At 41.0% G+C, this 25,875-nt stretch carries 30 protein-coding genes; 20 read left to right on the top strand and 10 right to left on the bottom strand.

Going from position 1 to position 25,875, the window contains the following annotated elements:
- Both AN389_RS20720 and AN389_RS20715 read right to left on the bottom strand, forming a co-directional pair.
- Window positions 1–265: hypothetical protein (locus AN389_RS20720; protein WP_235575997.1), on the bottom strand; the 265-nt coding region annotated here is incomplete at its 3' end.
- Window positions 266–515: 250 nt separating this feature from the next.
- Window positions 516–692 (bottom strand): PepSY domain-containing protein, encoded by a 177-nt coding sequence (locus AN389_RS20715; RefSeq protein WP_235575998.1) that lies wholly within the window; start codon window positions 690–692, stop codon window positions 516–518.
- A gap of 162 nt (window positions 693–854) precedes the next feature.
- Between AN389_RS20715 and AN389_RS20710 the strand changes: the two genes are divergently transcribed.
- Window positions 855–1,091, top strand: coding sequence for a hypothetical protein (locus tag AN389_RS20710; RefSeq protein ID WP_235575996.1), 237 nt, complete (start codon window positions 855–857; stop codon window positions 1,089–1,091).
- 11 nt (window positions 1,092–1,102) lie between these two features.
- Here AN389_RS20710 and AN389_RS20705 read toward each other — a convergent pair whose 3' ends face one another.
- The 4 genes from AN389_RS20705 to hslR all read right to left on the bottom strand — a co-directional run bounded on the left by AN389_RS20705 (window position 1,103) and on the right by hslR (window position 4,859).
- Window positions 1,103–1,603, bottom strand: a complete 501-nt coding sequence (locus AN389_RS20705) for a PepSY domain-containing protein (protein WP_235575995.1) — start codon at window positions 1,601–1,603, stop codon at window positions 1,103–1,105.
- Between the two features lie 175 nt (window positions 1,604–1,778).
- Entirely contained in the window at window positions 1,779–3,317 is a 1,539-nt protein-coding gene (locus AN389_RS17980; RefSeq protein WP_055016758.1) for a phosphoenolpyruvate carboxykinase, read from the bottom strand.
- 261 nt (window positions 3,318–3,578) lie between these two features.
- On the bottom strand, window positions 3,579–4,424 hold the full coding sequence (hslO, locus tag AN389_RS17975) for an Hsp33 family molecular chaperone HslO (RefSeq protein ID WP_055016759.1): 846 nt from the start codon (window positions 4,422–4,424) through the stop codon (window positions 3,579–3,581).
- A gap of 12 nt (window positions 4,425–4,436) precedes the next feature.
- Window positions 4,437–4,859, bottom strand: coding sequence for a ribosome-associated heat shock protein Hsp15 (gene hslR / locus AN389_RS17970; RefSeq protein ID WP_055016760.1), 423 nt, complete (start codon window positions 4,857–4,859; stop codon window positions 4,437–4,439).
- Between the two features lie 213 nt (window positions 4,860–5,072).
- On the opposite strand from hslR, the gene gspC reads away from it, so the two are divergent.
- The 13 genes from gspC (at window position 5,073) to AN389_RS17905 (ending at window position 17,070) form a co-directional block, all read left to right on the top strand.
- Complete coding sequence (gspC, locus tag AN389_RS17965) at window positions 5,073–6,014, top strand: type II secretion system protein GspC (protein ID WP_055020379.1); 942 nt, start codon at window positions 5,073–5,075, stop codon at window positions 6,012–6,014.
- Window positions 6,015–6,037: 23 nt separating this feature from the next.
- Window positions 6,038–8,107: a type II secretion system secretin GspD gene (gene gspD / locus AN389_RS17960; RefSeq protein ID WP_055020378.1), complete on the top strand. Its 2,070-nt coding sequence runs from the start codon at window positions 6,038–6,040 to the stop codon at window positions 8,105–8,107.
- The gene (gene gspE, locus AN389_RS17955) at window positions 8,100–9,668 is read left to right on the top strand and encodes a type II secretion system ATPase GspE (protein WP_055020377.1); all 1,569 of its coding nucleotides are present in this window, start codon (window positions 8,100–8,102) and stop codon (window positions 9,666–9,668) included. The genes gspD and gspE overlap by 8 nt, the downstream gene beginning before the upstream one ends.
- Window positions 9,669–9,670: 2 nt before the next feature.
- On the top strand, window positions 9,671–10,906 hold the full coding sequence (gene gspF / locus AN389_RS17950) for a type II secretion system inner membrane protein GspF (RefSeq protein WP_004588448.1): 1,236 nt from the start codon (window positions 9,671–9,673) through the stop codon (window positions 10,904–10,906).
- A 79-nt stretch (window positions 10,907–10,985) separates the two neighbouring features.
- Window positions 10,986–11,408: a type II secretion system major pseudopilin GspG gene (gene gspG, locus AN389_RS17945; RefSeq protein WP_004588447.1), complete on the top strand. Its 423-nt coding sequence runs from the start codon at window positions 10,986–10,988 to the stop codon at window positions 11,406–11,408.
- A gap of 50 nt (window positions 11,409–11,458) precedes the next feature.
- Window positions 11,459–12,043: a Tfp pilus assembly protein FimT/FimU gene (locus AN389_RS17940; RefSeq protein ID WP_054983937.1), complete on the top strand. Its 585-nt coding sequence runs from the start codon at window positions 11,459–11,461 to the stop codon at window positions 12,041–12,043.
- Between the two features lie 2 nt (window positions 12,044–12,045).
- A complete protein-coding gene (gspI, locus tag AN389_RS17935) occupies window positions 12,046–12,417 on the top strand; it encodes a type II secretion system minor pseudopilin GspI (protein ID WP_024032554.1) in 372 nt (123 codons plus the stop codon).
- A 3-nt stretch (window positions 12,418–12,420) separates the two neighbouring features.
- The gene (gspJ, locus tag AN389_RS17930; RefSeq protein WP_004588444.1) at window positions 12,421–13,041 is read left to right on the top strand and encodes a type II secretion system minor pseudopilin GspJ; all 621 of its coding nucleotides are present in this window, start codon (window positions 12,421–12,423) and stop codon (window positions 13,039–13,041) included.
- The gene (gene gspK / locus AN389_RS17925) at window positions 13,041–14,027 is read left to right on the top strand and encodes a type II secretion system minor pseudopilin GspK (protein ID WP_055020376.1); all 987 of its coding nucleotides are present in this window, start codon (window positions 13,041–13,043) and stop codon (window positions 14,025–14,027) included. Before gspJ ends, gspK begins: the two co-directional genes overlap by 1 nt.
- Entirely contained in the window at window positions 14,024–15,232 is a 1,209-nt protein-coding gene (gene gspL / locus AN389_RS17920) for a type II secretion system protein GspL (protein WP_055020375.1), read from the top strand. The genes gspK and gspL overlap by 4 nt, the downstream gene beginning before the upstream one ends.
- Complete coding sequence (gene gspM / locus AN389_RS17915; protein WP_055020374.1) at window positions 15,229–15,702, top strand: type II secretion system protein GspM; 474 nt, start codon at window positions 15,229–15,231, stop codon at window positions 15,700–15,702. Before gspL ends, gspM begins: the two co-directional genes overlap by 4 nt.
- Before the next feature lie 3 nt (window positions 15,703–15,705).
- The gene (locus AN389_RS17910) at window positions 15,706–16,464 is read left to right on the top strand and encodes a type II secretion system protein N (RefSeq protein ID WP_055018824.1); all 759 of its coding nucleotides are present in this window, start codon (window positions 15,706–15,708) and stop codon (window positions 16,462–16,464) included.
- 18 nt (window positions 16,465–16,482) lie between these two features.
- Entirely contained in the window at window positions 16,483–17,070 is a 588-nt protein-coding gene (locus tag AN389_RS17905; RefSeq protein ID WP_055016772.1) for a UPF0149 family protein, read from the top strand.
- Between the two features lie 30 nt (window positions 17,071–17,100).
- Here AN389_RS17905 and AN389_RS17900 read toward each other — a convergent pair whose 3' ends face one another.
- Window positions 17,101–17,307: a hypothetical protein gene (locus AN389_RS17900; RefSeq protein ID WP_055020373.1), complete on the bottom strand. Its 207-nt coding sequence runs from the start codon at window positions 17,305–17,307 to the stop codon at window positions 17,101–17,103.
- A complete protein-coding gene (locus AN389_RS17895) occupies window positions 17,307–17,666 on the bottom strand; it encodes a hypothetical protein (protein ID WP_055020372.1) in 360 nt (119 codons plus the stop codon). The genes AN389_RS17900 and AN389_RS17895 overlap by 1 nt, the downstream gene beginning before the upstream one ends.
- Window positions 17,667–17,954: 288 nt before the next feature.
- On the opposite strand from AN389_RS17895, the gene ccoG reads away from it, so the two are divergent.
- Genes ccoG through AN389_RS17875 form a run of 4 tightly spaced genes read left to right on the top strand, consistent with a single transcriptional unit; the run spans window position 17,955 to window position 21,717 of the window.
- Complete coding sequence (ccoG, locus tag AN389_RS17890) at window positions 17,955–19,385, top strand: cytochrome c oxidase accessory protein CcoG (RefSeq protein ID WP_055016775.1); 1,431 nt, start codon at window positions 17,955–17,957, stop codon at window positions 19,383–19,385.
- Window positions 19,386–19,431: 46 nt separating this feature from the next.
- Window positions 19,432–20,406, top strand: a complete 975-nt coding sequence (locus AN389_RS17885; protein WP_055020371.1) for a serine/threonine protein kinase — start codon at window positions 19,432–19,434, stop codon at window positions 20,404–20,406.
- Between the two features lie 30 nt (window positions 20,407–20,436).
- Window positions 20,437–21,060 carry a thiol:disulfide interchange protein DsbA/DsbL gene (locus AN389_RS17880; protein WP_055016777.1) on the top strand — a complete coding sequence of 208 codons (624 nt, stop codon included), beginning with the start codon at window positions 20,437–20,439 and terminating at the stop codon, window positions 21,058–21,060.
- Between the two features lie 18 nt (window positions 21,061–21,078).
- Window positions 21,079–21,717, top strand: coding sequence for a thiol:disulfide interchange protein DsbA/DsbL (locus AN389_RS17875; protein WP_055020370.1), 639 nt, complete (start codon window positions 21,079–21,081; stop codon window positions 21,715–21,717).
- 66 nt (window positions 21,718–21,783) lie between these two features.
- Here AN389_RS17875 and trmA read toward each other — a convergent pair whose 3' ends face one another.
- Window positions 21,784–22,881, bottom strand: a complete 1,098-nt coding sequence (trmA, locus tag AN389_RS17870; RefSeq protein WP_055020369.1) for a tRNA (uridine(54)-C5)-methyltransferase TrmA — start codon at window positions 22,879–22,881, stop codon at window positions 21,784–21,786.
- A gap of 165 nt (window positions 22,882–23,046) precedes the next feature.
- Here trmA and AN389_RS17865 point away from each other — a divergent pair, with 165 nt between their 5' ends.
- Window positions 23,047–24,186: a DUF5610 domain-containing protein gene (locus AN389_RS17865; protein ID WP_055020368.1), complete on the top strand. Its 1,140-nt coding sequence runs from the start codon at window positions 23,047–23,049 to the stop codon at window positions 24,184–24,186.
- A 65-nt stretch (window positions 24,187–24,251) separates the two neighbouring features.
- Window positions 24,252–25,049, top strand: coding sequence for a glutamate racemase (gene murI / locus AN389_RS17860; RefSeq protein WP_055020367.1), 798 nt, complete (start codon window positions 24,252–24,254; stop codon window positions 25,047–25,049).
- Here the strand turns inward: murI and AN389_RS17855 are convergent.
- Window positions 25,012–25,491 (bottom strand): RNA-binding protein, encoded by a 480-nt coding sequence (locus AN389_RS17855; protein ID WP_055020366.1) that lies wholly within the window; start codon window positions 25,489–25,491, stop codon window positions 25,012–25,014. The two genes, murI and AN389_RS17855, sit on opposite strands and share 38 nt — an antisense overlap.
- Between the last annotated feature and the right edge of the window lie 384 nt (window positions 25,492–25,875).

Here is a 25,875-nt window from a genome sequence, read left to right as displayed (position 1 = left end):
GTAGCGTGGGTTGAGTATCATGAAACCCACGGGTAAAAGAACGCGACGACCACCTCAGTGCCCAGTGAATCCCATTAGAAAACATTAAGTACTTTGCTATGTGACTCTCCACCGCTGTGGGCACCACGACATTGGCAGGCACCAAATACAAGAAAGCCTGACTAGAAAGAGTCGGGTTTTTTACGGTTATAGAAAAGAAATATTCAGTATGTTCTTCTCTAAAGCGCATCACCTCTTTGTAAACCGTATTTTTGTTATCTAACATAAGCAGATACACGTTTATCCATCCTTAAAATAGATCACTTAATTATGTGAATTGTTATTAATGTTTTACTTTAGTTTGTTAAGGGTTTACTTTTTCTTAAGCGTAGTAACTTATGTTTTGTATAAGGCGGTTTAAGTATCTATATAGCTTTTCATTGAATTACGTTGTGTGAGTAGGTCGTAAGTTAGGCTGTAGCTAGCTATACAAGTAGGTTTAGATTGTTAAAAGCTCATTGATATATTATTTGTCATTAGCTCATAGTGTACTTAAATCGTTTCGTTTTAATGAGCCACCTAAAAAGGCCCAAGGCAAATAATAAAGCTGTGGCTACACCTGATAAAACCCACAGAATTCGTAATGGCTGATCGCCAATGCTGCCATTGTGTAGCGGATGCAACCAGTTTTTAAATTTACTGGCAACGCTCATCTTATCTATATTAAAAACGCTTATGAGCTCTCCTGTGTTTGCATTTACTTGTACAAAACTGTGAGGAAAGCGATAAGAGGGATCGCTTTTGGTTTTGAACCTAAAACGACTACCGCATTGTGATTTGTCGGGGGTTCTACCCATACAAGGCGTGTATTTGGCATGGCCTTTTGTGCTGTACTAAGTGCTGCTGATAAAGAAATACTATTCTTTGATTTTACGGTTGCGCTATTAGATTTGTCTATATTCCAAGTAGGGCTGTTATTAAAGGAGCGGTTTGTTTGGGTATTGCCAGCATTATACCGGTTGCTGTTAAGAGGATTAAAGGCAGAGAAAAAGTTAAACCAAGTAGCTTATGTCAGTCATACAACAAGCCCAGTGAAGATCTGCGCGTTTTAAACTGTAATGCCTTAGCCCAGTCCTTTTTTAGTCCTCCAAGCGTATAGGCCTGATATGAGGAGTGTAAGGCTACCTATTACTACATAGCCGATAACGATTGTTACAGTGTTACCTGCAAGTAACGAAAAGTGCAAGTTATAAATCCAGGTATCAAAGTAGTTACCCCATACTTCCTCACGTAATATATGTTTGCCATCAAGGCTCGGCCAAACCATTAGCGGTGCAAAAGCGTGCTCCACGGTTTTGTTTTGGTTGTAATATCTTGCGGGGATACAATGTTTATCTTTAGTGGTTTCTAAACGCCACGAGCCTTGTTTATCTGGGTAGTGAATTTTTAACGTTTTATATGCGGTATCCCAGTTTAAAGGCTTCGCTGTTTCTGTACTTAAATTACTTATACTTTCATTCAGTTCGGGGTAATAAACGAGTATAGAACCTGTTAGGGCGATGACTCGAGTAAACCTCCAATAGGTGCCTAGATATAAATATACATGTCTTGTTATTTTCGCCATGAACCATTAAAAGGCATAAAAGAGTGACCACTAAAAGTATGCAGTATAGGGAGTGCGTATTGTATCTTTGTTTAATAGAAAAGAACTGCGACAAAATGTCGGAGCAATAAAATTAGCGTGGCAAACAAAAACGCCAGCTTTATAAGCTGGCGTTTAAATCAGGCTCGGTAATTAATTATGCTTTTGGGCCTGCATTTTTTATATCATCTGAGACATCGTATTTAGCAAAGTTTTCAGTGAAGTCAGCTGCAAGTTTTGCTGCATATTCATTATACTTTGCTTTATCTTCCCATGTATTAATTGGGTTAAGTAGCTTGCTATCTACACCAGGAACTTCCATTGGTACGTCTAGGTTTAATACATCGATATGCTGAGTTTCAACATTGGCAAGCTTACCAGATACAATTGCATCAATAACTGCGCGAGTAGTGGGGATGTCAAAACGCTTACCAGTACCGTATGGGCCGCCTGTCCAGCCTGTATTTACAAGGTAAACCTTTGCGCCAAATTCGCGTACGCGCTTCATTAGTAGTTCTGCGTATACACCTGCAGGGCGAGGGAAGAAAGGGGCGCCAAAACACGTTGAGAATGTAGATTCAATATCGCTAGTTGAGCCAATCTCTGTTGAGCCTACTTTAGCCGTGTAACCACTTAAAAAGTGAAAAGCAGCGGCTTCTTCGCTAAGTACAGAAACCGGTGGTAAAACACCGCTTACATCACAGGTTAAAAATACAACGGCTTTAGGCTCGCCAGCACGGTTTTCTACTTTTCGCTTTTCTACGTGTTCTAGCGGGTAAGCAGCACGGCTGTTTTGTGTCAAGCTTGTATCATTAAAGTCAGGTGTGCGCGTTTCGTCCAATACAACATTTTCTAAAATTGTACCAAAGCGAATAGCATTCCAAATCACTGGCTCATTTTTTTGTGAGAGGTCGATACATTTAGCGTAACAGCCGCCTTCGATATTAAATACGCTTCCTGGTGCCCAACCGTGCTCGTCGTCACCAATTAAAAAGCGTGTTGGATCGGCCGATAACGTTGTTTTACCTGTACCCGATAATCCAAAGAATAGTGCTGTATCACCCGCTTCTCCTACGTTAGCAGAGCAGTGCATTGGTAATACACCTTTTGCTGGAAGAAGAAAGTTTTGAACGGAGAACATCGATTTTTTCATTTCACCGGCATAACGCATACCGGCAAGTAACACTTTGCGTTGAGCAAAGTTAATAATAACTGTACCGTCGCTGTTGGTGCCATCACGCTGTGGATCACAAACAAACGAAGGTACATTCATTACCTGCCATTGAGGTAAATCAGATGCATTATAGTTTTTAGGCTCAATAAACATGTTTTTAGCAAAAATATGGTGCCACGCTGTTTCTGTAGTAACAACTACAGGTAGATAGTGCTCAGGGTCTGCGCCAACTTCTAGGTGAGAGGTGAAGTGGTCATTACTTTGCACATGTGCTTCTACGCGAGCCCATAAAGCGTCAAATTTGTCTGCATCGAATGGGCGGTTTACATTACCCCATTGGATATCATCTTGTGTGGTTGCTTCTTTTACAATAAAACGGTCTTTTGGCGAGCGACCAGTACGCTTGCCTGTAATTGCAACAAAGGCTCCATTTGCGGCTAGTGTCCCTTCGCCACGACGAATCGCGTGCTCGACAAGTTCAGCTGCGGTTAAATCGACAAAACGTGTTGCGCTTGTAGTCATGTTTATACCTAACTATGTGTGAGAGTTTGAACGGGATAGCTCTGGGTTCTTAGTTCCCTTAAGCTGAAATTATAGTAACAGAAGGATTTGAGATATTCGAGCCTGTAAAGGCCCTAAAAACACATATATTTGCTAAAAAACATGAATAATTTCAATGATACCGGTGTCAGTAAATTAACAAAATTCATGACACCGGTATCATCATTTTATAATATAAAACCGCATATTTTGCGGCTTTATGTTTAACTATGAAGTGGGAGTCTAATTAAAAATATTTTTAATATCTTGCTCGTCAAATATATATTCTTTTAAGCAGTAGTGGCAGCTAATATTCACTGTGCCATTTTCAGCAACGTCGTCAAGTAACTCTTGCTGACCTACATTTACTAACGCGGCGATAGTTTTGTCTCGGCTACAGCCACATTTAAATGTAATAGCTTGTGGGTCAAACACGCGTGGATTATCTTCGTGGTATAAGCGTGTTAAAACCGTATTAGCATCTAGCTCTAATAGTTCTTCGGGTTTTATTGTATCGCTCAGAGCCTCTAAGTGGGTAAAGTCATCTATTGACTTTTGTTTATCTACTGGCAGTACTTGTAAAAACAAGCCACACGCTTTCGCTTTACCTTCGCTTGTATTAGTTGCAAACCATAGTCGAGTTTTTAACTGTTCTGATTGCTCAAAGTAGCTTTCGATACACTCACTTAATGTATCGTGCTCAAGAGGTACTATGCCTTGGTAACGATCCCCTTTAGTTGGGGTAATCGTAATTACCATGTAGCCTTTGCCTACAAGCTCTTTAACTGTTGAGCCGCTAACCTCGCTTTGCATGCGGGCAATACCACGCATGTTTTGCTTATCATCACCGTTAATAACAGCGTATTTAACAGGGCCATCGCCTTGTAGCTGAACGGCTATTTCACCTTCAAATTTTAAAGTTGCAGTTAATAAACACGTTGCAACGAGTAATTCACCTAATAATGCTTTAACTGGCTCAGGGTAATTATGATTAGCTATCATCTCGTTGTAGGCGTGTTCAATTTGAACGAGTTCGCCACGAACATCGAGTTTGTCGAATAAATAACGGTGAAGTAAATCTTGTTGCATGAGCGGCTATACCTAACTTGATTTCATTTTTAAAAGTTCGCGCCTTTGCTTTTTATCTGGCTTTTTATCCGGATGTGGAGCAAAGAAACTGTTGTTTTTGCGTGCGATGGCGTTTTCTTCGCGTTTTGCAATACTTGCGTCAGTTTCTTGATACAAGGTCTGTGCAATGGGGGCGCTTTGGCGTTTTTCAAGCACTTTAAGAACCTTGACAAGCTTTTCATCAACGCCCTGAGTAAGTTTTATGGTCGCGCCAACCTCCACAATTTTACTCGCTTTAGTACGCTGTCCATTATAATGTACTTTGCCGCCTTGTACCATTTCGCGCGCAAGCGCACGGGTTTTGTAAAAGCGCGCGGCCCATAACCACTTATCTAAGCGAACTTTTGGCTCACTACTGTGGTCTGAGTCGGCATTGGTATTATTTTTTTTACTCATTAGGCTTCTTCAATCGACTATTTATATATCGTAAAATTTATCATGAAATCATCGTAGGATGAAGGTATGACGGCGCGTGCTGTTTTTTTAGTCAACATTACATTGCCATATTAATCTGTTTACAAAGTTTAATATTAGTGTGCTTGTTGAATGAAAAATGAAAGGGTACTATGGGTACGCGCTTATGCAGTAAATTAAAATAAGAACATTATTATGGAACAGCAAATTCAACAGCTTAAACAATTTTTAACACGGCTACCCCATGCTAAATTAAGCGCAGTAGTTACGCTGTTAGTTGTTGTTTATCTTGCTTATTTATTCTCAAAGCTAGTATGGCTAGTTTGGCCTCAACCCACCGCATCACCGCTTTCACCTTTACACTATTCAAACCAAACAAAGGCTTCAAGTGCGACTTCTGTGCAAAGCATTATAGAGCAATTTTTGTTTGGTAAAAAAACTGTAACAAATAAAACCAATACTGCGCAGCAAAACGAAGTAATTAATAATGCGCCAGAAACACGCTTAAGTATTAATCTAACCGGTATTGTTGCTGTAAGTAACGACGACAAGGCAGGTATTGCTATTATTGAGTCACAGGGGCGACAAGTTAGTTACTTAGTTGAAGAGGTTGTACAAGGCACCCGTGCAGAGGTTGCGCAAATACTTCCCGATCGCGTTATTTTAAGTGTAAACGGGCGATTTGAAACGCTAATGCTAGATGGTCTCGACTTTAGTAAAAAAGTGTCTATGCCTGTCCTTGCCGCTCGCGAAGCACAAGACATGGGGCCGCAAAAAATAGAGCAAAGCGAGTTGCAAATTAACGCAACCGCTGACCCAGATGTAAAAGAAGCAATAATAGAAACACGAGAAGAGCTACTAAGTGAGCCTGGTAAGTTATTTGATTATATTCGTGTTTCACAAGCAATGAGCGATGGCGAGTTAATCGGCTATCGCTTGAGCCCAGGTAAAGAGCCTGCTCTGTTTAAACAAATGGGCCTACAGAATAATGATTTAGCCGTGGCTATTAACGGCTACCAATTAACAGATTTACAACAGGCAATGGCAGCTATTAATGAGCTGCGTAATACCAGCGATGCCACAATTACGATAGAACGTGATGGTGAGCAAATCGATGTGCAATTTAGCCTGCAATAACTTAGCTTTGGAGTTTTAACATAATGGTTCAGGTGCTACACCTCAAAAAAATTAAAAAAGGGTTAGCTAAGTACGCAGCGCTTTTTTTAGCAGCCAGTATTTCGTTGTCGGTTTCAGCTGTTGAATATGCTGCAAACTTTAAAGGCACAGATATCAACGAGTTTATAAACATTGTTGGTAAAAACCTTAATAAAACAGTGATCATTGACCCAAATGTGCGCGGTAAAGTAAACGTACGCAGTTATGAGTTAATGGATGAAGCGCTGTACTACCAATTTTTCTTAAATGTACTCGAAGTGTATGGCTACTCAGCAGTAGAAATGGACAACGGTATTATCAAGATTGAAAAAAGCTCTGACGCTAAAAAATCAAATGTGCCGCTAATTACAGAAAACAGCGCTGCATCGGGCGATATGATGATCACCCGTGTGGTACGCGTTAAAAATGTAAGTGTTCAAGAGCTTGGCCCATTAGTACGTCAATTTAGCGACCAAAAAGACGGTGGCCATGTAGCAAACTTTAATGCTGCCAATGTCATGATGCTTACTGGTCATGCAGCGTCGGTTAATCGCTTAGTAGAAATTATTCGCTCGGTGGATCAAGCCGGTGATAAGCGTGTAGATATTGTTAAGCTTAAATATGCAACAGCAGATGATGTAGTATCGGTTGTTGAAAATATTTACAAAGACAGCGGTAAAGGCAGCGTTCCTGAATTTTTGATCCCTAAGGTGGTTGCCGATGGCCGTACTAACAGCGTAATAGTAAGCGGTGAAGGGCAAGCCCGTACCCGTGCTATAGAACTAATTAAGCGCCTAGATGGCGAACTTGAAAGCCAAGGTAATACCAAAGTATTTTACTTAAACTACGCCAAAGCAGAGGATTTAGTAAAAGTACTGCAAGGCGTAAGTAAAACGCTTGCAGAAGATGGCCAAGGCACAAGTAAAACTCGCACAAACAATAAAAACGATGCCAGTATTGAAGCCCACCCTGACTCAAACTCATTAGTTATTACAGCACAGCCCGATACCATGCGCTCATTAGAGACCGTCATTGATAGGCTCGACATTCGCCGTGCACAAGTACTAGTAGAAGCCATTATTGTTGAAGTAATGGAATCGGATGGTGTTAACCTAGGTACGCAGTGGATTTCAGAAGATGGTGGTATGCTGCAGTTTAATAATGGCTCAACCGTTCCTGTCGGTTCGTTAGCTGTTGCCGGTATTCAAGCGCAAGACACCACAACAACCCAAACAATCATTGGTTCAGAAACAGGCACTGCTACAAGCTACGATGAAACAACTGAGGGTGATTACACCGCGCTTGCTTCATTATTAAGCGGTGTTAATGGCTTAGCGTTTGGCTTAGTTAAAAACGACTGGGGCGCAATTATTCAAGCGGTATCTACCGATACTAACTCAAACATACTGGCTACACCTTCAATCACAACCATGGATAACGAAGAAGCGTCGATGATTGTTGGCCAAGAAGTGCCAATTATTACAGGTTCTCAAACAGGCAGTAATAACGATAATCCATTTCAAACAATTGAACGCCAAGAAGTGGGTGTAAAACTAAAAGTAACCCCGCAAATAAACGATGGTTCAGCAGTACAGTTATTAATTGAACAAGAAGTATCAAGTGTAAGTGGTGCAACAGCCGTTGATATTTCAGTTAATAAGCGTGCAATTACAACAACTGTTATGGCTGATGATGGCGGTATGGTTGTGTTAGGCGGCCTAATTGATGAAGACGTACAAGAGAGTGTATCTAAGGTGCCAATTTTAGGTGATATCCCAATTTTAGGTCACTTATTTAAGTCAACCAACACCACAAAGCGCAAGCGTAATCTGATAGTGTTTATTCGCCCAACGATTATTCGCGATGGCGTTAATATGAATAAGTTAAGTTTTAATAAATATAACTTTATTCGCGGCGAGCAAATGAAAGAGAAAGAAGATGGTATAGAGCTTATGCCAAATTCAGATGTTCCTTTACTTCCATCTTGGGATGATGAGCTTATTCTGCCACCAACTTATGAAGAGCACTTAAAGGCATTGAGCTCTAAAGAACGTGCAGAGCGTGAAGATGACTAGCGCAATAGAACAAATAAACGAAGACGTGGTTCATCGTAGTGATGAAACACGCTCTGAGGAGTTACTTACAAGTAACGATTTAGTTGAGTTGCCTCCAAAGCGTTTACCTTTTTCGTATGCGCGCAGAGCGGGTGTACTGCTTAGTAAAAATAATGAACAGCAAGTTGTGTATTACCGCGGCGAGCTAGATGTTGAAGTATTGCTAGAAGTACGTCGCATTGCAGGTAAAGGCTTTACCCTAGAGCAGTTAGCTGACGATAAATTTGAGTTACTATTAGAGGCTGCGTATCAGCGCGACAGCTCTGAAACACAACAAATGATGGAAGATATTGGTAATGAGGTCGATTTATTCTCCCTTGCCGATGAGCTCCCACAAACCGAAGATTTATTAGCCGGCGATGATGATGCGCCTATCATCAAACTAATCAACGCCATGTTAAGCGAAGCAATTAAAGAAGGTGCATCCGATATACATATCGAAACCTTTGAGCAAGAGCTTGTGATTCGCTTTAGGGTTGATGGCGTATTAAAAGAAGTGCTTAAACCTAATCGTAAGCTTGCTTCGTTATTAGTATCGCGTATTAAGGTAATGGCGAAACTAGATATAGCAGAAAAACGTATTCCGCAAGATGGTCGTATCAGCCTGCGTATTGCAGGGCGTGCAGTAGATGTGCGTGTATCTACCATGCCATCAAGCTTTGGTGAGCGTGTAGTACTGCGTTTACTTGATAAAAACAATGCCCGCTTAAACCTTGAAGATTTAGGCATGACGCCGCAAAATCGAGAGTTGTTTGCTGATTTAATTAGTAAACCACACGGTATTATTTTGGTTACTGGCCCAACGGGTTCTGGTAAAAGTACCACCTTGTACGCCGGTATGAGCCAAATAAATTCTCGCGATCGTAATATTTTAACGGTAGAAGACCCAATAGAGTACGAAATTCCGGGGATTGGCCAAACACAAGTAAACACCAAAGTAGATATGACCTTTGCCCGTGGGCTTCGTGCAATATTACGTCAAGATCCCGATGTAGTAATGGTCGGTGAAATACGTGACCTTGAAACCGCGCAAATTGGCGTGCAAGCATCGCTTACAGGTCACTTAGTTATGTCTACGCTACATACCAATACCGCCTCGGGCGCAATTACCCGTATGGAAGACATGGGTGTAGAGCCATTCTTGCTGTCATCGTCATTGTTAGGCGTGCTGTCGCAGCGCTTAGTACGTACTTTATGTAATAGCTGTAAAGAAGGTCACACTGCTGATGAACGTGAGTGTGAGCTGCTAGGTGTACCGTTTGATAGCCCACCTACAATTTACCGCGCAGTAGGCTGTGAAGAGTGTAACTTTAATGGTTACCGCGGCCGTACTGGTATTCATGAATTACTGGTGGTTGATGAAGAAATACGCGAAATGATCCACAGCGGTAAAGGCGAGCAAAGTGTTGAAAAATACATTCGCCAAAAAAGCCCAAGCATACGCCAAGATGGCTGTAGCCGCGTACTGGCAGGCAAAACAACCCTTGAAGAAATTCTACGCGTTACCCGTGAGGAAGCCTAACCATGGCGGCGTTTGAATACCGTGCCCTTGATGGCCGAGGGAAAGAACAAAAAGGCATTTTAGAAGCCGATACAGCTAAACAAATTCGCCAAGCGCTGCGCGAAAAAAAACTTACGCCGCTTGAAGTTGTCCCTGCAGCTGAAGGGGAAAAACAAGTTAGTGGCGCAAAAACGCCGTTATTAAGTCGTTTTTTTAAACCCAGCGTATCTACCTCCGATTTAGCCCTTATTACGCGCCAGCTTGCTACGCTCATTCAATCGGCATTGCCAGTTGAAGGGGCTGTCATGGCGGTGGCAGAGCAATGTGAAAAGCCTCGCTTAAAACGTATGCTTATGTCGGTACGTTCAAAGGTAGTAGAGGGTTACACACTGGCCGATGGCATGAGTGAATTTCCACATGTATTTGACGATTTATACCGAGCAATGGTAGCCGCAGGTGAAAAATCAGGGCACCTTGACCAAGTATTAAATCGCCTTGCCGATTACACCGAACAGCGCCAACACATGCGCAGCCAAATTACTCAAGCCATGGTTTACCCCACCATTTTGGTTATTTTTGCTATTGGTATTGTTTCGGTTTTACTCGGTACCGTTGTGCCTAAAATTTTAAAAACCTTCGAAAAAACTAAGCAAGTACTGCCTTGGACGACCGAATGGGTTATGGCAGGCAGCCACTTTGTACAAAATTATTGGTTTATAAGTTTGTTAGTCATTACTGCGCTGGCAGTAGGCATTAAACATGCACTTAAACAACCTAAAATTCGCTTTTGGTGGGACGACCGCGTACTGCACATGCCTGGTTTTGGTAAAGTAGCGCGGGGTATTAATACCGCGCGTTTTGCACGTACACTCAGTATTTTATCGTCAAGCTCAGTACCGCTACTTGAAGGTATGCGCATATCGGGTGGCGTATTAGCGAATAAAAAAATGAAAAAATCGGTGGCAGATGCTGCCGATAGAGTCAGTGAAGGTGCAAGCCTAAGAGCGGCTTTACAGCAAACCAAATTGTTTCCGCCGATGATGCTGCACATGATTGCCAGCGGTGAAAAATCAGGTGAGTTAGAACAAATGTTAGAGCGCGCGGCTAATAACCAAGACCGTGAGTTTGAAAGCATGGTAAACGTATCATTAAAATTATTAGAGCCAGCAATGATTGCCTCAATGGCGGTGATTGTTTTGTTTATAGTAATGGCTATTTTACAGCCAATAATGGCAATGAATAAAGCGGTAGGACTTTAAGCTTTAAGGGGTTAGCTAAGTTAGTATTTACTTAGATGACGCCAAATTAAATTATGTTTTTGGAAAATGAGGTATTTACGTGAATAAACAATCAGGTTTTTCTTTACTCGAAGTAATGGTGGTATTGGTTATTATCGGGATGATTATGTCAATTGTGGCGCCTAATATTATGGGCCAACAAGAAGAAGCTGCTATCGATAAAGCACATCTAGATATTCAACAGCTTGAAGATGCAATGAGCTTATACAAGCTTAAAAATAAAAGCTACCCAAGCACAGAGCAAGGCTTAGAAGCATTGGTCAATAAAACCAGCATTGAGCCAATTCCAAAGCGTTTCCCTGATGGTGGTTTTGTAAATGAATTACCAGAAGATCCATGGGGCAACCCGTACCAGCTAATTAGCCCAGGTGAAATTGGCAAGTTTGATATTTTTTCAATGGGACCTGATGGCGAAGCCGGTACCGATGATGATATTGGCAACTGGAACGAAGACGAGCAATAAATGCGACTTAACCCAGCAGTATGGTTAAATACGATTGCACGAGGCTTACTATGCAAGTAAGCCTTAATCGTATGCGCGCCCACCACCTTGGGTTTAGCTTAATAGAAATTTTAGTGGTACTTACTATTATCGCATTTGCGACCAAAATGGTGGTATACAGCTTAGAAGGCGGCGCCGAAGATGAGCTTGATACACAAGCGCTTAGGCTGCATACCACCATTAACATGGCCTCTGAATTTGCTATTTTAAATCAAATAGAACTTGGCTTAATGGTTGAAGAAAACACCCTTGAGTTTCTAGTATTTGATGGCGAAAAATGGATTACCTTTGACCGCGAAGACCTTTACAAGCCCATTGAGCTGGATGAACGGTTAAAGCTCACGCTCAATTTAGAAGATTTAGCCTGGTCACAAGAGAACTTACTTGAGCAAGCAAATTGGCGTGAACTAATGAGCGGCGGCGATGACGATAGCTTATTAGAGCTTGAAAAACTAAAAATACCGCAAGTCCTTATTTTATCATCTGGCGAGGTCAGCGCCTTTCAGCTTATTGTTGAATTAAAAGAACAAAGCGAGCCTGTGTATTACATTGAAGGGGAATTTACAGCCCCTGTTAATTTGCGAAAAGAGCCATAATAATGAGGCTAAATAAAGGCTTTACCTTACTCGAAGTGCTTGTGGCGTTAAGTATTTGTGCTATGGCTGGGATTGCAGCTATGCAAGCAACCGGCGAGCATATAAATCATTTAACAACACTTGAAGAGCAAACGTATGCATCGTGGGTGGCAGAAAATGTGCTTGTGGTGCAGCGTAGTAAAGGTAAAGACTGGCAGGCTAAAAATGGCGCGCGCGGCAGCGAAGTAATGGCGGGCGTTGAGTGGTTTTGGAAGCAAGAAATAGCAAAAACTGCAGACAAAAGCTTTGTAAAAGTGACCATAAATGTTTTTAGCGACGAAAAATACGAGCAATCGGTGTACGAGCTTTCAACTTATTTAAATAAAGGTAGTTAATAAGTGAAGCAGCGCGGATTTACATTAATCGAAGTATTAGTTGCAATGGCTATTTTAGCGGTGGTGATTATGGCTACTCACCAAATTTTAGACTCAACCACCAAAGCAAAAGAAGCCTCTGATGAAAAAATAGCGGAGCTTAACGGCCTACAAACCGCATTTAGGCTAATGGATCAAGACTTTAGCCAAATGACTCAGCGCACTGTACGTAACGAAGCCGGTGATGCGCAAGAGCAATACTTACTCGCAGGGCGTTATATATTAGAAAGCCAATACGATGGTATTGCGTTTGTACGCGATGGCTGGGTAAACCCAATTAATTTGCTGCCTCGCTCTGAGCTACAAGCCGTAGGGTATAGAGTGCTTGATGACAATTTAGAGCGTGTATACAGAGTGTATGTAGATCAGCTTGATAATATGGAGCCGCGGGTACAAGTTGTTTTAAAAGGTATTGAAGAGCTTAAATTTGAATTTTTAGATGCCAACAACGAATGGCAAGAGCAATGGCAAATAAAAGCCTTACCTAAAGCGGTTGCGGTTACTTTACAACAAATTGAGGCAGAGCCTATTCGTCGTGTTTTTTTAGTACCCGGGCAGGGCAAAAACAGCGGGGAGAGTAATTAATGAATAAGCGCGAATCACGCGGTGCCGCATTAGTTATTGTGCTTTTTATTGTTGCACTGGCCGCGATATTAGCCGTAGAAATGAGTGCTAATTTAATGGTGCAGGTTCAAAAAAGCACTAACCTGCAAGGTCACCAACAAGCAAAGTGGTATGCCTACGGCGGTGAAGAGCTGGCAATAAAGGCACTAAAGTTAAGTAAAGACGATGATCCTGACAAAACCTCGTTAGATCAGGTTTGGGCCACGCAAGGCGACACCCAATACCCTGTAGATAACGGTACTCTAAGCGGTAAAATTACTGACTTACAGGCGTGTTTAAATTTAAATGCATTAGGGGAAGCACCAGGCCCAAACTCTACCAGCAAAACCAACCCTGCTCATAAAGCACTATTTGCATTATTAGAAAACATTGAAGATTTACCTGCCGAGGAAAGCGAAGAAGCAATGGCAGACAGTGTATTTGACTGGCTTGATGAAAACAGCATTACCTATCGTTCAGGCGCTGAAGAAGACGAGTATTTATCGCGTGATTACCCTTATATGAGCGCAAATAGTTTATTTGCATCACCTTCTGAGCTGCGTTTGGTAAAAGGTTTTAATCCGCTAGTAATGGAAAAGGTATTACCTTTTGTGTGTGTTATTCCGGGGTCCCCCTTATTATCGATTAACGTCAATACGTTACTTCCCGAACAGGCACTTATTTTAAGTGCCATGATTGACGAATTATCGTTATCGGGCGCAGAGGCCGTTATAGCAGCTCGCCCTGAAACCGGATTTGATAGCGTGGATGAATTTTTTTCCGAGGTACAGCAGCAAGGCGGTACAAATTTAGATTCGGTTAAAGAATTATTTAGTATTAATAGCGAATATTTTAAATTACAAACGCAGGCGACATTTGTCGATTTGCGTTTTTCGATGACCACATTACTTCATGCCAAAAATGGCGAAGTAACGATACTGGCGCGAAAATTTGGAGGCGTACAGTGACAGAAATACTGCTGATCCGCACGGGTCAAACAGAGCAAGATAAATTAAATTGGTTAATTTATTCACCACAAGAACAAGAAATAATTGCCAGTGGGGAATTAACCGATGCAAGCCGTTTAAGTGAGCTAAGTGAAAAAGCGCAAACCCGCGAGGTAGTGGTATTACTGCCTAGCGATCAGGTGCAGCTTAAAACAGTGGCGTTGCCGACTAAGTGGAATCGTAAGTTAGAGCAAGCGTTGCCATACATGCTTGAAGAAGACATTGCGTGCGATATAGACGAGCTATTTGTCGCAATTGGCGAGCCCACTATGATTAATGAGCAGCATGCAATTAAAGTTGCCTTAACAGACCGCGAGTGGTTTGAGGCTTGGCTTGCTTTATTTTCAGAGCATAACTTGGCGGTATACACCATTTTACCTGATGCCCTGCTACTGCCTACCAGCGAGGATGATACATTAACCGCCATAGAGCTTAATAATCAGTGGTTATTTAAAAGAGGCGATTGGCATATTAGTGCCGTTGAGAATAGCTGGCTAAGGGATTACTTAAGTGCACTTGGCGAGCCGAGCGTAAAGCACTATAGCCCGGCTAATCAGTTTCCTGAATGTATTAACCTAATTTCGCAAGCAAGCGACTACGATTTACCATTGGCTTTATTTGCTAAACAACTTACCAGCGTTAAATTTAATTTACGCCAAGGTATGTACCAGCTTAAAAAGAAAAGTGCACTGTGGTGGGGTTATTGGAAGGGCGCAGCCATTATTACCGGTGTTGCTTTATTTGCTACCATTGCCATAAAGCTGGTTGAACTAAATCAACTCAACTCGCGTGTTGAGCTTGCTAAAGCCCAGGTAGTGGATAGATACCAAAAAGCATTTCCCGGAACTAAAGTACGTCCTAACTTAATTAAAAGCCAAATCAGGGGCGCGCTTAAAACCATTAATGGCGAAAGTGAAGCCGGGTTTTTAGATTTGACCAGCCAATTGGTTGGCGTGTTTTCGCAAGTAAGCGAATTTACGCCAGAAACCCTACGTTACGATAAACGCCGTAATGAGCTGCGAATACGCGCACGCGCAAAAGACTTTCAAACGTTTGGTAAAGTAAAAAGTATACTTGAGCAGCAAGGGTTAACGGTTGAACAAGGGTCGTTAAATAACGATGGCGATTTTGTAGTAGGCGAAATTAAACTGCGAGGTGCAGTATGAAAAAGCAAATAATACAATACTGGCGCTCTTTAAAAGAGCAAGAGCAGCAATTGATTATGGTTGCTGGTGGTATATTTGTTGTTTTTGTTTTAGTAATGGGAATTTTTAGACCTTTAAATAACGCCATAGATAAAGCTAAAAAGTCGTACGTCACTCAGCAAGAGCTGCTCGTATGGGTTGATGAAAGCATAGTAAAGTTAAAAGCGGCGGGTAACACGCAGGCAATTAGCAATCAAAATATTAGCCAAGTGGTTAATTCAACGCGTAGTCGCTACCGTATTACTATTAGTAAAATGCAGCCTAACGATAACTCGTTACGTTTAACGCTTGATTCGGTAGAGTTTAATCAATTAATAGAATGGTTAGACGAACTGGTTAATCAGCATGGCTTAAGAGTAGAGAACCTTGATTTAAGCAAAGATGATAAATCAGGGTTTGTACGTGTAAGCCGCTTAGTACTAGAGAAGTAATTAATGAAAAAAATAATAATATTATCAGTGGTATTTTTTATTAGCTTTATTGTGTTTTGCATAATGAAATTACCAGCTGCCATTGCGTTAGACCTAGCTAAGCCGTACCTACCAAAGCAGCTTGAAATAGGCCAAACCGTAGGGACTGTGTGGGAAGGTCAAATGATGCAGGTGCGCTATCAAGACGAACAGCTAAATAATGTTCGCTGGGATATTGCTGGCTTGCAGTTATTTACTGGCAATTTAAATGCTAACTTAAAATTTGGTAACCCGCGTGAGCATAGCGATATTTCGGGCTATGCTGATATGAATTACGGACTATTTAATAATGTGGTTACCGTTACCGATGGTATAATTCGCTCGACCGTAGAGCGTGCCATGCAACGTATTGCATTACCTATACCGGCTACCGCCAAAGGTCGTGTTATTTTAGAGCTGAATGAGTACACCTCAGGTGTGCCTTATTGTGAGTCATTAAAAGGCGAGATTGCCAGCCCAAATATAGATGTTAAAGGCTTTAATGGCTGGTTTAATATTGGGCCACTGAGTGGCATGTTAAGCTGTAAGTCGGGCGATATAGCCATTTTGGTCGACCCAGATAACACCTTAGGCCTTGAAGCCGACGCAACACTTAAAGCTAACTTTGACTTTAAAGTAGCAGGCTATGTTAAACCTGATGCCAGCTTACCCAAAGATGTGCACGACGCGGTTAAGTTTTTAGGCCGCCCTGATACACAGGGCCGCTACCCACTTAATTTTTAATGTAACAAAAGAGATTTAATGCAATTACCACAGTTTAACGAACAACACGCACAGCAATTAAGTGCATTTTTGAGTACACAACCTCAGGCTATGTCATTAACACAAAGCCAAGGCTATCTATTTGGGGTTATTTGCTCGCCAAGCCCATTAGAAGTTCACCAGTGGTTAGCGCATATCGTGCCTAATACGGCTAACGATTTAGACGAAGAAATACTGTTTTTATTTATGGCGTTGTACCATCAAATTAGTGAGCAAGTATTTGAAACCGGTTATAAGTTACCCGCTGATTTTGACCTTGAGTATACCCAAGCCTGGAGTGAAGGTTTTTTACGTGCTACTCAAGAATACGCACAACCTCTATTAACAGCTCCTGCGTTAGAGCCTCAGTATAAAGAAGCACTAGAGAGTGCGCTAAGTACGCTTAGCTTTTTTGCTGTTGATGAGCAAACAAGAGTGCAAATTGCGCAGCAAAACAACATGACACTCGAAGCCTTATATCAGTATCAGTACGAATCAATGGGCGACTTTGCATTAGGTTTTGCCGAGCTTATTGAGGTAGTGGCCATAAACAGTGGGCTGATTACAGATGAAGGGTGGGAAGAGTAGCCTTTAGGTATTAAACGGCGCTTAGGATAATTAAGCGCCAAGTTCTAAAATAATATCAGTACAGCCTTTTTTACACTTAACAACGCCTTTACCCGGTTCGTTGGTGGCTAAATCGAGTGTTAACACCTCGCCGCACTGCTCGCAGTGCAAGGTTCTTCCTTGCGATAGCTTTTTAAGTATTGTGCGCTGTTTCTGAAAAGAGTCACTCGCTTTTTTGTTTAGCTGCGAAAAATCCACTACTTAGCTCTCTTTTGTTTTAATGCATCCGATACAATTTTACACACTGTATTTAAGCGCTCTTCGTAAAAATATAAATTTAAGTCGCGCTCGCGGCAATAACGTAAATGAAATAACTGCACTGAATCATCAGTGGTAAAGGTTTTTTCAATATATTCGTTCTCAGACTCAGATAGCTTTAATGCACTGCTAATACGGTTTTTAGCCATATTGGCTGCAGGGCTACGGTTTATTTTGCTCGCATCACTTAAAAAACCCACACCTTCACCTAATAGCTTTTCGCGGGGCTCTTTAACTAATGGGTGATCAATAGTAAAAAACGCAAGGATCAAAATGACCAATATAATAAATTTTTTCATAAATGCGTAAACCTTGATCTTAATGGGGTAATTTTAGCAAGCAGTGTAATAAACTGCATTTTAAAAGCAAGTAACTGAGATGAATAAATTATTAGCAATCTATACCTGTAATTTTAGCCAGCATTGTTATAATAGCCAACAGCAGTTAGATATTTCTGAAATATCTGAAAGTATTCAAACAGCTGATTATTTAAACTAATCACACTTACCATTAACGAACTACAGTTACAGTATAGAATACGCACATATTGCTACGTTTTTATTTCCAAGCGGCGTTGAGGAACTTCGATGGACAAGCAAATTAAAGTAAAGAATATACCTGCAGAGGTTAAAATCCAACAACCGGATTTAAGCCGTCAAGACGACAGGTTTAACCCACGTAACCGAATTTATGTTCGCGCAGTAAAAGGGCTTCATCAGTTACTTAGACAGCGTATAGGCTTTTTAGGCATGCTTGCTTTTATGCTTTTGCCCTGGATAAATTTTAATGGCCAGCAAGCTGTATTATTTGATTTAGTAGGTCAAAAGTACAATATTTTTGGGCTAACGCTGTGGCCGCAAGACTTCACTATATTAGCCTTTATATTTATGTTGGCCGCGTTTGCACTCTTTTTGGTTACTACCTTTTATGGAAGAGTATGGTGTGGCTATACCTGCCCGCAAACGGTATGGACCTTTATATTTATTTGGTTTGAAGAAAAGTTTGAAGGCACAGCGAATCAGCGTAAAAAGCTAGATCAACGCCCGATGGACTTTGATAAGTTTTGGCGAAAAACAGCAAAGCACACCAGTTGGGTTTTATTTGCCTTATATACGGCGATTTCGTTTGTCGGATACTTTACGCCTATCCGTGAATTACTCCCTGACTTTGTTACTTTTAATGTAGGTGGCTACGCGCTGGTAAGTATTATTTTCTTTGCTGCGTGTACCTACGCTAACGCAGGGTGGATGCGCGAAATTATGTGTTTACACATTTGCCCCTATTCGCGTTTTCAATCGGCTATGTTTGATAAAGACACTTACACCGTAACGTACGATGAAAAACGCGGCGAAAGCCGAGGCCCACGTTCGCGTAAAATTGCCCACGAAGATTTAGAAATGGGCGACTGTATAGACTGTAACTTATGTGTGCAGGTGTGCCCTACAGGGATAGATATCCGTAATGGTTTGCAAGCCGAGTGTATTAACTGTGGTGCATGTATTGATGCCTGCGATGGTGTAATGGATAAAATGAATTATCCGCGTGGTCTTATTTCTTATACTACAGAGCGTAATCTCGAAACACCTGAAAATAAAACCAACCCACTGCGAGCTAAAATCATAGGTTACACGGTCATACTGGTGGTGCTTACCAGTGCGCTGGTGGCTAACATTGCATTTAGAAAGCCTATGGACTTTGACATAATACGAGACCGCAACCAATTGTATCGTGTTGACTTTAATGGCTTGGTAGAAAACACCTATACATTAAAAGTAATCAACAAGGCGCAGTACGAGCAAACCTTTAATATTGATGTTCAAGGCCTTGAAAACTTTAAGTACATTGGCAAACAAACATTTACAGTGCAAGCTGGGCAATCGCATAATGTGCCACTGTCACTTGTGATGGACCCGTATGATTTAAAAGCGCCAATGACGGAGTTTAACTTTGTACTTTCACCGGTTAATGACCCCGATGAAAGCATATCGCAACCGAGTAACTTTTTTAAAGCGCGATAAAATACTAACAAAAGCGGGGTAACCCGCTTTTTACATTAAGAAGCCCATGAGTAAATTTAGTTTTGAAGATTTAACGCCCGACTTAATTCTCGATGCAATAGAAAGCGTTGGTGTATATGCAGAGTCAGGTTTATTAGCACTTAATAGCTACGAAAACAGAGTCTACCAATTTAAGGCGGAAGATGGCCTGCGCTACGTTGTTAAGTTTTACCGACCTGAGCGCTGGAGCAAAGCGCAAATACAAGAAGAGCATGACTTTGCATACGAGCTTGCCGAGGCTGAAGTACCCGTTGTTGCACCCATTAAGCACAACGGAGAAAGCTTATTTGAGCACCAAGGTTATGTATTTGTGTTATTTCCAAGCGTAGGCGGGCGGCAGTTTGAGGTGGATAACTTAGATCAGCTTGATGTAATGGGTCGTTTAATTGGCCGTATGCATCAAGTAGCTAAAAGCAAAGCATTTAAACACAGACCCACGTTTAGCTGCGAAGAATATTTGCATACAGCTAAAGTTCATCTGCAAAAAAGTAATTTGGTACCTATGGGGATCAGCACGGCTTTTTACACCATATTGGACTTGGTTATTGAGCAAGCGCAAGCTCAGTATAAAAATGTGCAAACGATACGCTTACATGGTGATTGCCACGCAGGTAATATTTTATGGGCAGGCGAAGCACTTATGTTTGTTGATTTAGATGACGCTCGCCAAGGGCCGGCCATTCAAGATTTATGGATGATGCTCAGTGGCGATCGTCAAACACAGCTGTTACAGTTAGACACCCTTGTAAATGCGTATGAAGAGTTTTGTGATTTTGACCACACTCAACTCAAATTAATTGAACCGCTTCGTGCAATGCGTATTATTCATTATATGGGTTGGGTAGCCAAGCGATGGAGCGATCCGGCGTTCGTACGGAACTTTTCATGGTTTGCTGAAGACAAATACTGGGAGCAACAAATTTTAGCGCTCAAAGAGCAACTTGCCGCATTGCAAGAAGCCCCGCTGAAGTTATTGCCATAAAATTTTATTTAAAAAGTACACGAGATACCAATGCTTAAAAAATTGAAACTGAGCCTATTAATTTTATGCTTACCATTTGCAGCCTTTGCTGCACAGTTTGAAGCCGATAACCAATATACTGTTATTGATGTAGAAAAAAGCGCAGAGCCGCAAGTAACCGAATTTTTCTCGTTTTACTGTCCGCATTGTTTTAAATTTGAGCCTGTTGCAAAGGCAATTGAAAAAAGCCTACCTGCGGGCACTGAATTTATAAAAAACCACGTTAATTTTTTAGGTGGCGTATCACCACAGGCACAAAGCAACTTAAGCTACGCCTACTTAATCGCTAAAAAGCACGGTCAAGCACAAAGTATCAGCGACCAAATTTTTAAAAGTATTCATGTACAGCGTGCACCGTTAACGCAAATGAAAGACGTTAAAAAATTACTTGAAGTTAACGGTATCGATAGTGCAACGTTTGATCAGGACATTGCCAGCATGCCAATTATTTCAGCTGAGCGTGCAATGCAAGACAAACAAAATAAATATTCAAAACTAGGTGCGCTAACTGGTGTGCCTACCTTTATCGTAAACGATAAATATAAAATAAACATTAACACCATTAATAACCAGCAAGAACTGAATGAGTTAGTTGCGTTTTTATTGACACTTTAATCTCGGAGAACAATAACAATGATCAAATTAGTTAAAGCAGGTTTACTTGCATTACTACTGCCTATGGCTGCTAGCAGTGTAGCTGCCACTTATGAAGAAGGCGTGCATTACGATGTGGTTGCAGAGCGCGCCACTAAAAATCCAGAGGTAAAAGAGTTTTTCTCATTTTATTGCCCTGCTTGTAATAACATGGAAGCATTAATTGGTGAGTTTAAGCCAAAGCTAGACAAAGACGTTAAATTTAAAAAGAGCCATGTTGATTTTGTCGGTGTTCGCGATCCAGAAAACCAACAAATGATGAGCCAAGCGTTAGCCACCGCGGAAGTACTTCCACAAAAAGATAAAATTGTTGCGGCTATTTTTAATCATATCCACACTAAGCGCGCTAAATTTAACGAGCTTGCAGATGTAAAAGATGTGTTTGTAGCGCAGGGCGTTGATGGCGATAAGTTTGATAAACTATACAAAAGCTTCTCGGTACGTACATTAAGCTCTAAAATGAAACGTGACCAAAATTACTTTAAAGAAAAAGGCGCGCTACGTGGCGTACCAACCTTTATCGTAAATGGTAAATACAAATTAAACCTAGGCCGTGAGTCTGGTATTACCGCGCCAGAAGATATTAGTAAATTAATTAACTATTTAGCGAACAAATAAGATTTGCTAAAACAAAAAAAGCTCCTGAGGGAGCTTTTTTTATGGAAGTGATTTAAATTAAACTCACTATTTTCTTTGTAAGAAAACACCCGATTCTATGTGATGCGTATAAGGGAACTGATCAAATATCGCAAAGCGCTTAACATGATGAGTGCGGGTTAAATGATCTAAATCGCGCTCAAGCGTGTCTGGGTTGCACGATATATAAATAATGTTCTCGTAGTTGGCCACTAAGTCACATGTAAGGGTATCCATACCTGCACGTGGAGGGTCGACTAAAATAGTTTGGCAATCGTAACTTTTTAAATCTATCCCCTCTAAACGCGAAAAGGTACGTTCACCATTCATTGCCTGGGTAAACTCTTCACTCGACATGCGAATTATATCTAAGTTATCTACTTTATTTTTAGCAATGTTGTATTGCGCTGAATGCACAGAAGACTTAGATATTTCAGTCGCTAATACGCGATTAAATGAACCCGCCAATGCAATAGAGAAATTACCATTACCACAGTAAAGCTCCAGTAGGTCATTACTAAGTGGTTTACATAAGTCTTGTGCCCACTCCAGCATTTTTATATTCACTTTAGCGTTAGGTTGCGTAAAGCTATTTTCTACTTGTTGATAAATAAGCTCCTGGCCGTTTACGGTTAAACGCTCAGTAACAAAATCATTGCCTAGTACTTCTTTTTGCTTGCGCGCACGACCGATAAAGTCAATATTGTACTTACTGCTCAGTTTTTCTTTCAGGGCTTTTATTTCAGTTAGCCACTGATCATCGAGTGGTTTGTGATAAAGCAAGCTTACTAAAATCTCGCCACTTAATGATGATAAGTAATCGATTTGAAACAGCTTACGACGTAATACTTCACACGACTTTAAATTATCAATCATCACCTGCATAACTTCACCAACTAATGGCGCGGCAGGGTCAAAGGTGTCGATGCGAATTTTTTCTTTCGTGGCCTGATCAAACATAATATGAAATAGATCATCCCCATCGTGCCATACTCTAAATTCAGCACGTTGGCGGTAGTTAATTGGCTCAGAGCTAAACACCTCTAACGCTTGCACACCAAATCGCTTAAATTGCGACGTAATACGCTGCTCTTTTTCAGTTAGCTGCGTATCGTACTGTGTGGTATCTATTTTAATCACTGCCATTAATGCTACTACCTTATCTATGAGATCTATTTATCGGCGCTATTGTAGGGAGCGAGCAGTATTTGTCTAGTTTTGCTGATAATAAAGTTGTTGTTTTTTTAAACATACACTTTAGTTTTATCACTATTAGCCGATAATAAGCTAAGTTCGTAACGGAGGTGGATCATGAAAATCGGTAATTATGGCTATACGCCAAACAACAACGTAAACAAATTCAATAATAAAGAGGCACTACAGCAGCCAACAATCCAATCTCCGCAAGAAAGTTCATTACAGCGAGGCAGAGAGCTTGCTGCAAAAGTGCTTGGCGACAAAATGGCAGAGCAGCTAGGTTTACCTGTTGAGCAAAAACAAGCCGATAAACCTTTATTCGATTTTGATGAAATAGTAAAAAATGTACTCGACTTTGTCTCTGGCGCAGTTAATAAAGCCAAAGCCAATGGAGCTGATGACGATAAATTAAAAAATATGTTAGACGATGCGCGCACTGGGGTTCAAACCGGTATAGACGAAGCGGTTGATGAACTAAAAGGCACCGGTGTATTTAACGAAGAAATGCAAGAGGGCATCGATAAGTCAAAAGAAGGCATTTTTGAAGGACTTGATGAGTTTGAGCAAACTCTATTTAATCCACAACCGGCCAGTGTAAGCGTAAGCCAAGCACAATATGTAAGTATGAGCAGCAACGCCGAGTATAAGTTTACAACAGCCGAAGGTGATGAGGTCAGTATTAGCTTTGCAGATGCATATGAGTCGCAAACAGCGAGCGGGTATCAGCAAAGTAATAACAGCGAATCGTTTGCCAGTTCATCGTCGCAATCTCGTGAGCTTTCTTTTTCAATGTCAGTTAATGGTGATTTAAACGAACAAGAGCAAAATGCTATTAATGCCATGATGGAAGAGCTACAAGGTGTAAGTAAAACATTCTTTAGTGGTGACTTAGATGAAGCGTTTGAAAAAGCACAAGAGCTGAGCTTAGGCAGTGAGCAACTTGTCGCATTTTCAATGGAGCTTCGCCAAACAAAAACAGTTGCTACCGTTAAAAGTTATGAGCAATATCAGCCAAACCCAACAAAAGAGGTAGCCGATGTGATCGCACCTTTTAATGACGATCTAAAAAATGCATTTGATAAAGCATCGCAACTAGGCCTACAAGATCAGCTTGCCGGTATTATAGAGTGGCTAAACCAAGATCAAGCAGCGGTCGATCAGCTCGTTGATTACACCCAAGCAATGTTTGAAAACCTAAACCAATTGAATTCAGCGGGCGAGTCACTCGACACACTAAAGTCTGAGCAAAGCTAAACTGCTTTCTTTTATAAAAACCTCATGGCAAACTGCCGTTCTTAGTAAACAGTAGGAACCAAAGTTTGTCAGCCCACATAATGGTATTTGATTCAGGTATAGGTGGCACCACTGTGCTTGAGCATATTAAAAAGCGTATTCCAAATGCACAGTACAGCTACTTTATGGATAATGCATTACTCCCTTATGGCGCGCAAACCCAGCAAACTATTATAGGCCGCTTATGCTCACTCATTTATTTTATTGAGCAAAATGCGCTTGGTGTCGATCTTATTGTTATAGCTTGCAATACAGCTTCTACATCAGCCTTAAGTGAAGTACGCAAAATTACATCAATACCTATAGTCGGCGTAGTGCCGGCAATAAAACCTGCTGCTGAAGAAACCTGCACAAAGCACATCGGCTTATTAGCAACCCCTGCCACAGTGACAAGCCACTATACTCATACACTAATAAAAGAGCATGCCAGTAAGGTAACAGTGAGTTTATATAGCAGTGTTGAGCTGGTGGCATTGGCAGAGCAGCTATTTTTTTCTCAAAAACTAGATACATTCAAACTACACAAAGAGCTTACCCGTTTGCGTATTAACCCAGATATAGATGTACTCGTACTAGGTTGCACACATTTTCCAATCCTTAGCAACGCTCTACAAGCGCACTTTAATAACTCAGTGCAATTACTCGATTCAGGCGCAGCCATTGCCAGCAGAGTAAACTATCTATTAGAGCAGCATAACTTTGGAAATAAATTTGCAGACAAAAAAAAGCCGCTGCAATATTATGCAACGGCTGATGTTTTGAGTAATAAGCTAGCTATAAAGCACGTTACACTGATTGATCCGTCCCAGTGCGTAAAGAGCTAGAATCATCTTCTTGTTTTTGTTTTGCCTCACGCACTTTTAAAGTACGCTGTTGAAACTCACTATCGTTTAACTTAGCAATTGCATTGTCTGCATCTGCCTGCGCCATTTCAACAAAACCAAAGCCACGACGTTTGCCAGTATTCTTATCCTTTAATAGGCGCACGTTGAAAACTTTACCTTGTTCTTCAAACAAAGCGCGAACAACCCCTTCATTTGCACGATAAGGAAGATTACCAACATAAAGTGTTTTTGTTTTTACTTCAGCTTCTTCACCACCTTCCGATGACATTGCAGCAATAGCAATCCCACCAATTAATAAACCAGCACCAAATAGCAATGCTGGGCTTAAAGCTAAGCTGCCTAAAGCAAACTCAACAATAACAAAACCAACTACAGCAAGAATTACAGAGAAGATAAAAGATTTTTGATCGGGTAATTTCATTTTAGATCTACCAATAAACAGGAAATAAACATTAATTTAACATTGTGAACTTGCTATCTTAACGTCTTAAACGAACATAGCAATGAAATTTATATTAAATAATAAAAATCAGTATAAAAAAGCATCATCTTAGCCGGTGATTTAGCTAGTTTTACGCTGTTTTGCTTTATTTTTGTTCGAACAGTAAAAAGATCTAAAAAAAGGGTTGATCTGTTTTCGGATCTCCCTATAATGCGACCCCACTGAGACGGGGTATGGCGACGCGCAGCGGACAACGCATAGCGAGGCACGAGCTGCTCAGAGAGTTAAGTAAAACTTAGGTTTTAAATCATCGCAAGAAAGTTTAAAATTAAGTGTTGACTCGAAAAATAAAGGATGTATTAT

It is taken from the genome of Pseudoalteromonas sp. P1-7a (assembly GCF_001401855.1).
Classification (GTDB): Bacteria; Pseudomonadota; Gammaproteobacteria; order Enterobacterales; family Alteromonadaceae; genus Pseudoalteromonas.
This window is presented reverse-complemented; position numbering and strand designations above follow the sequence as displayed.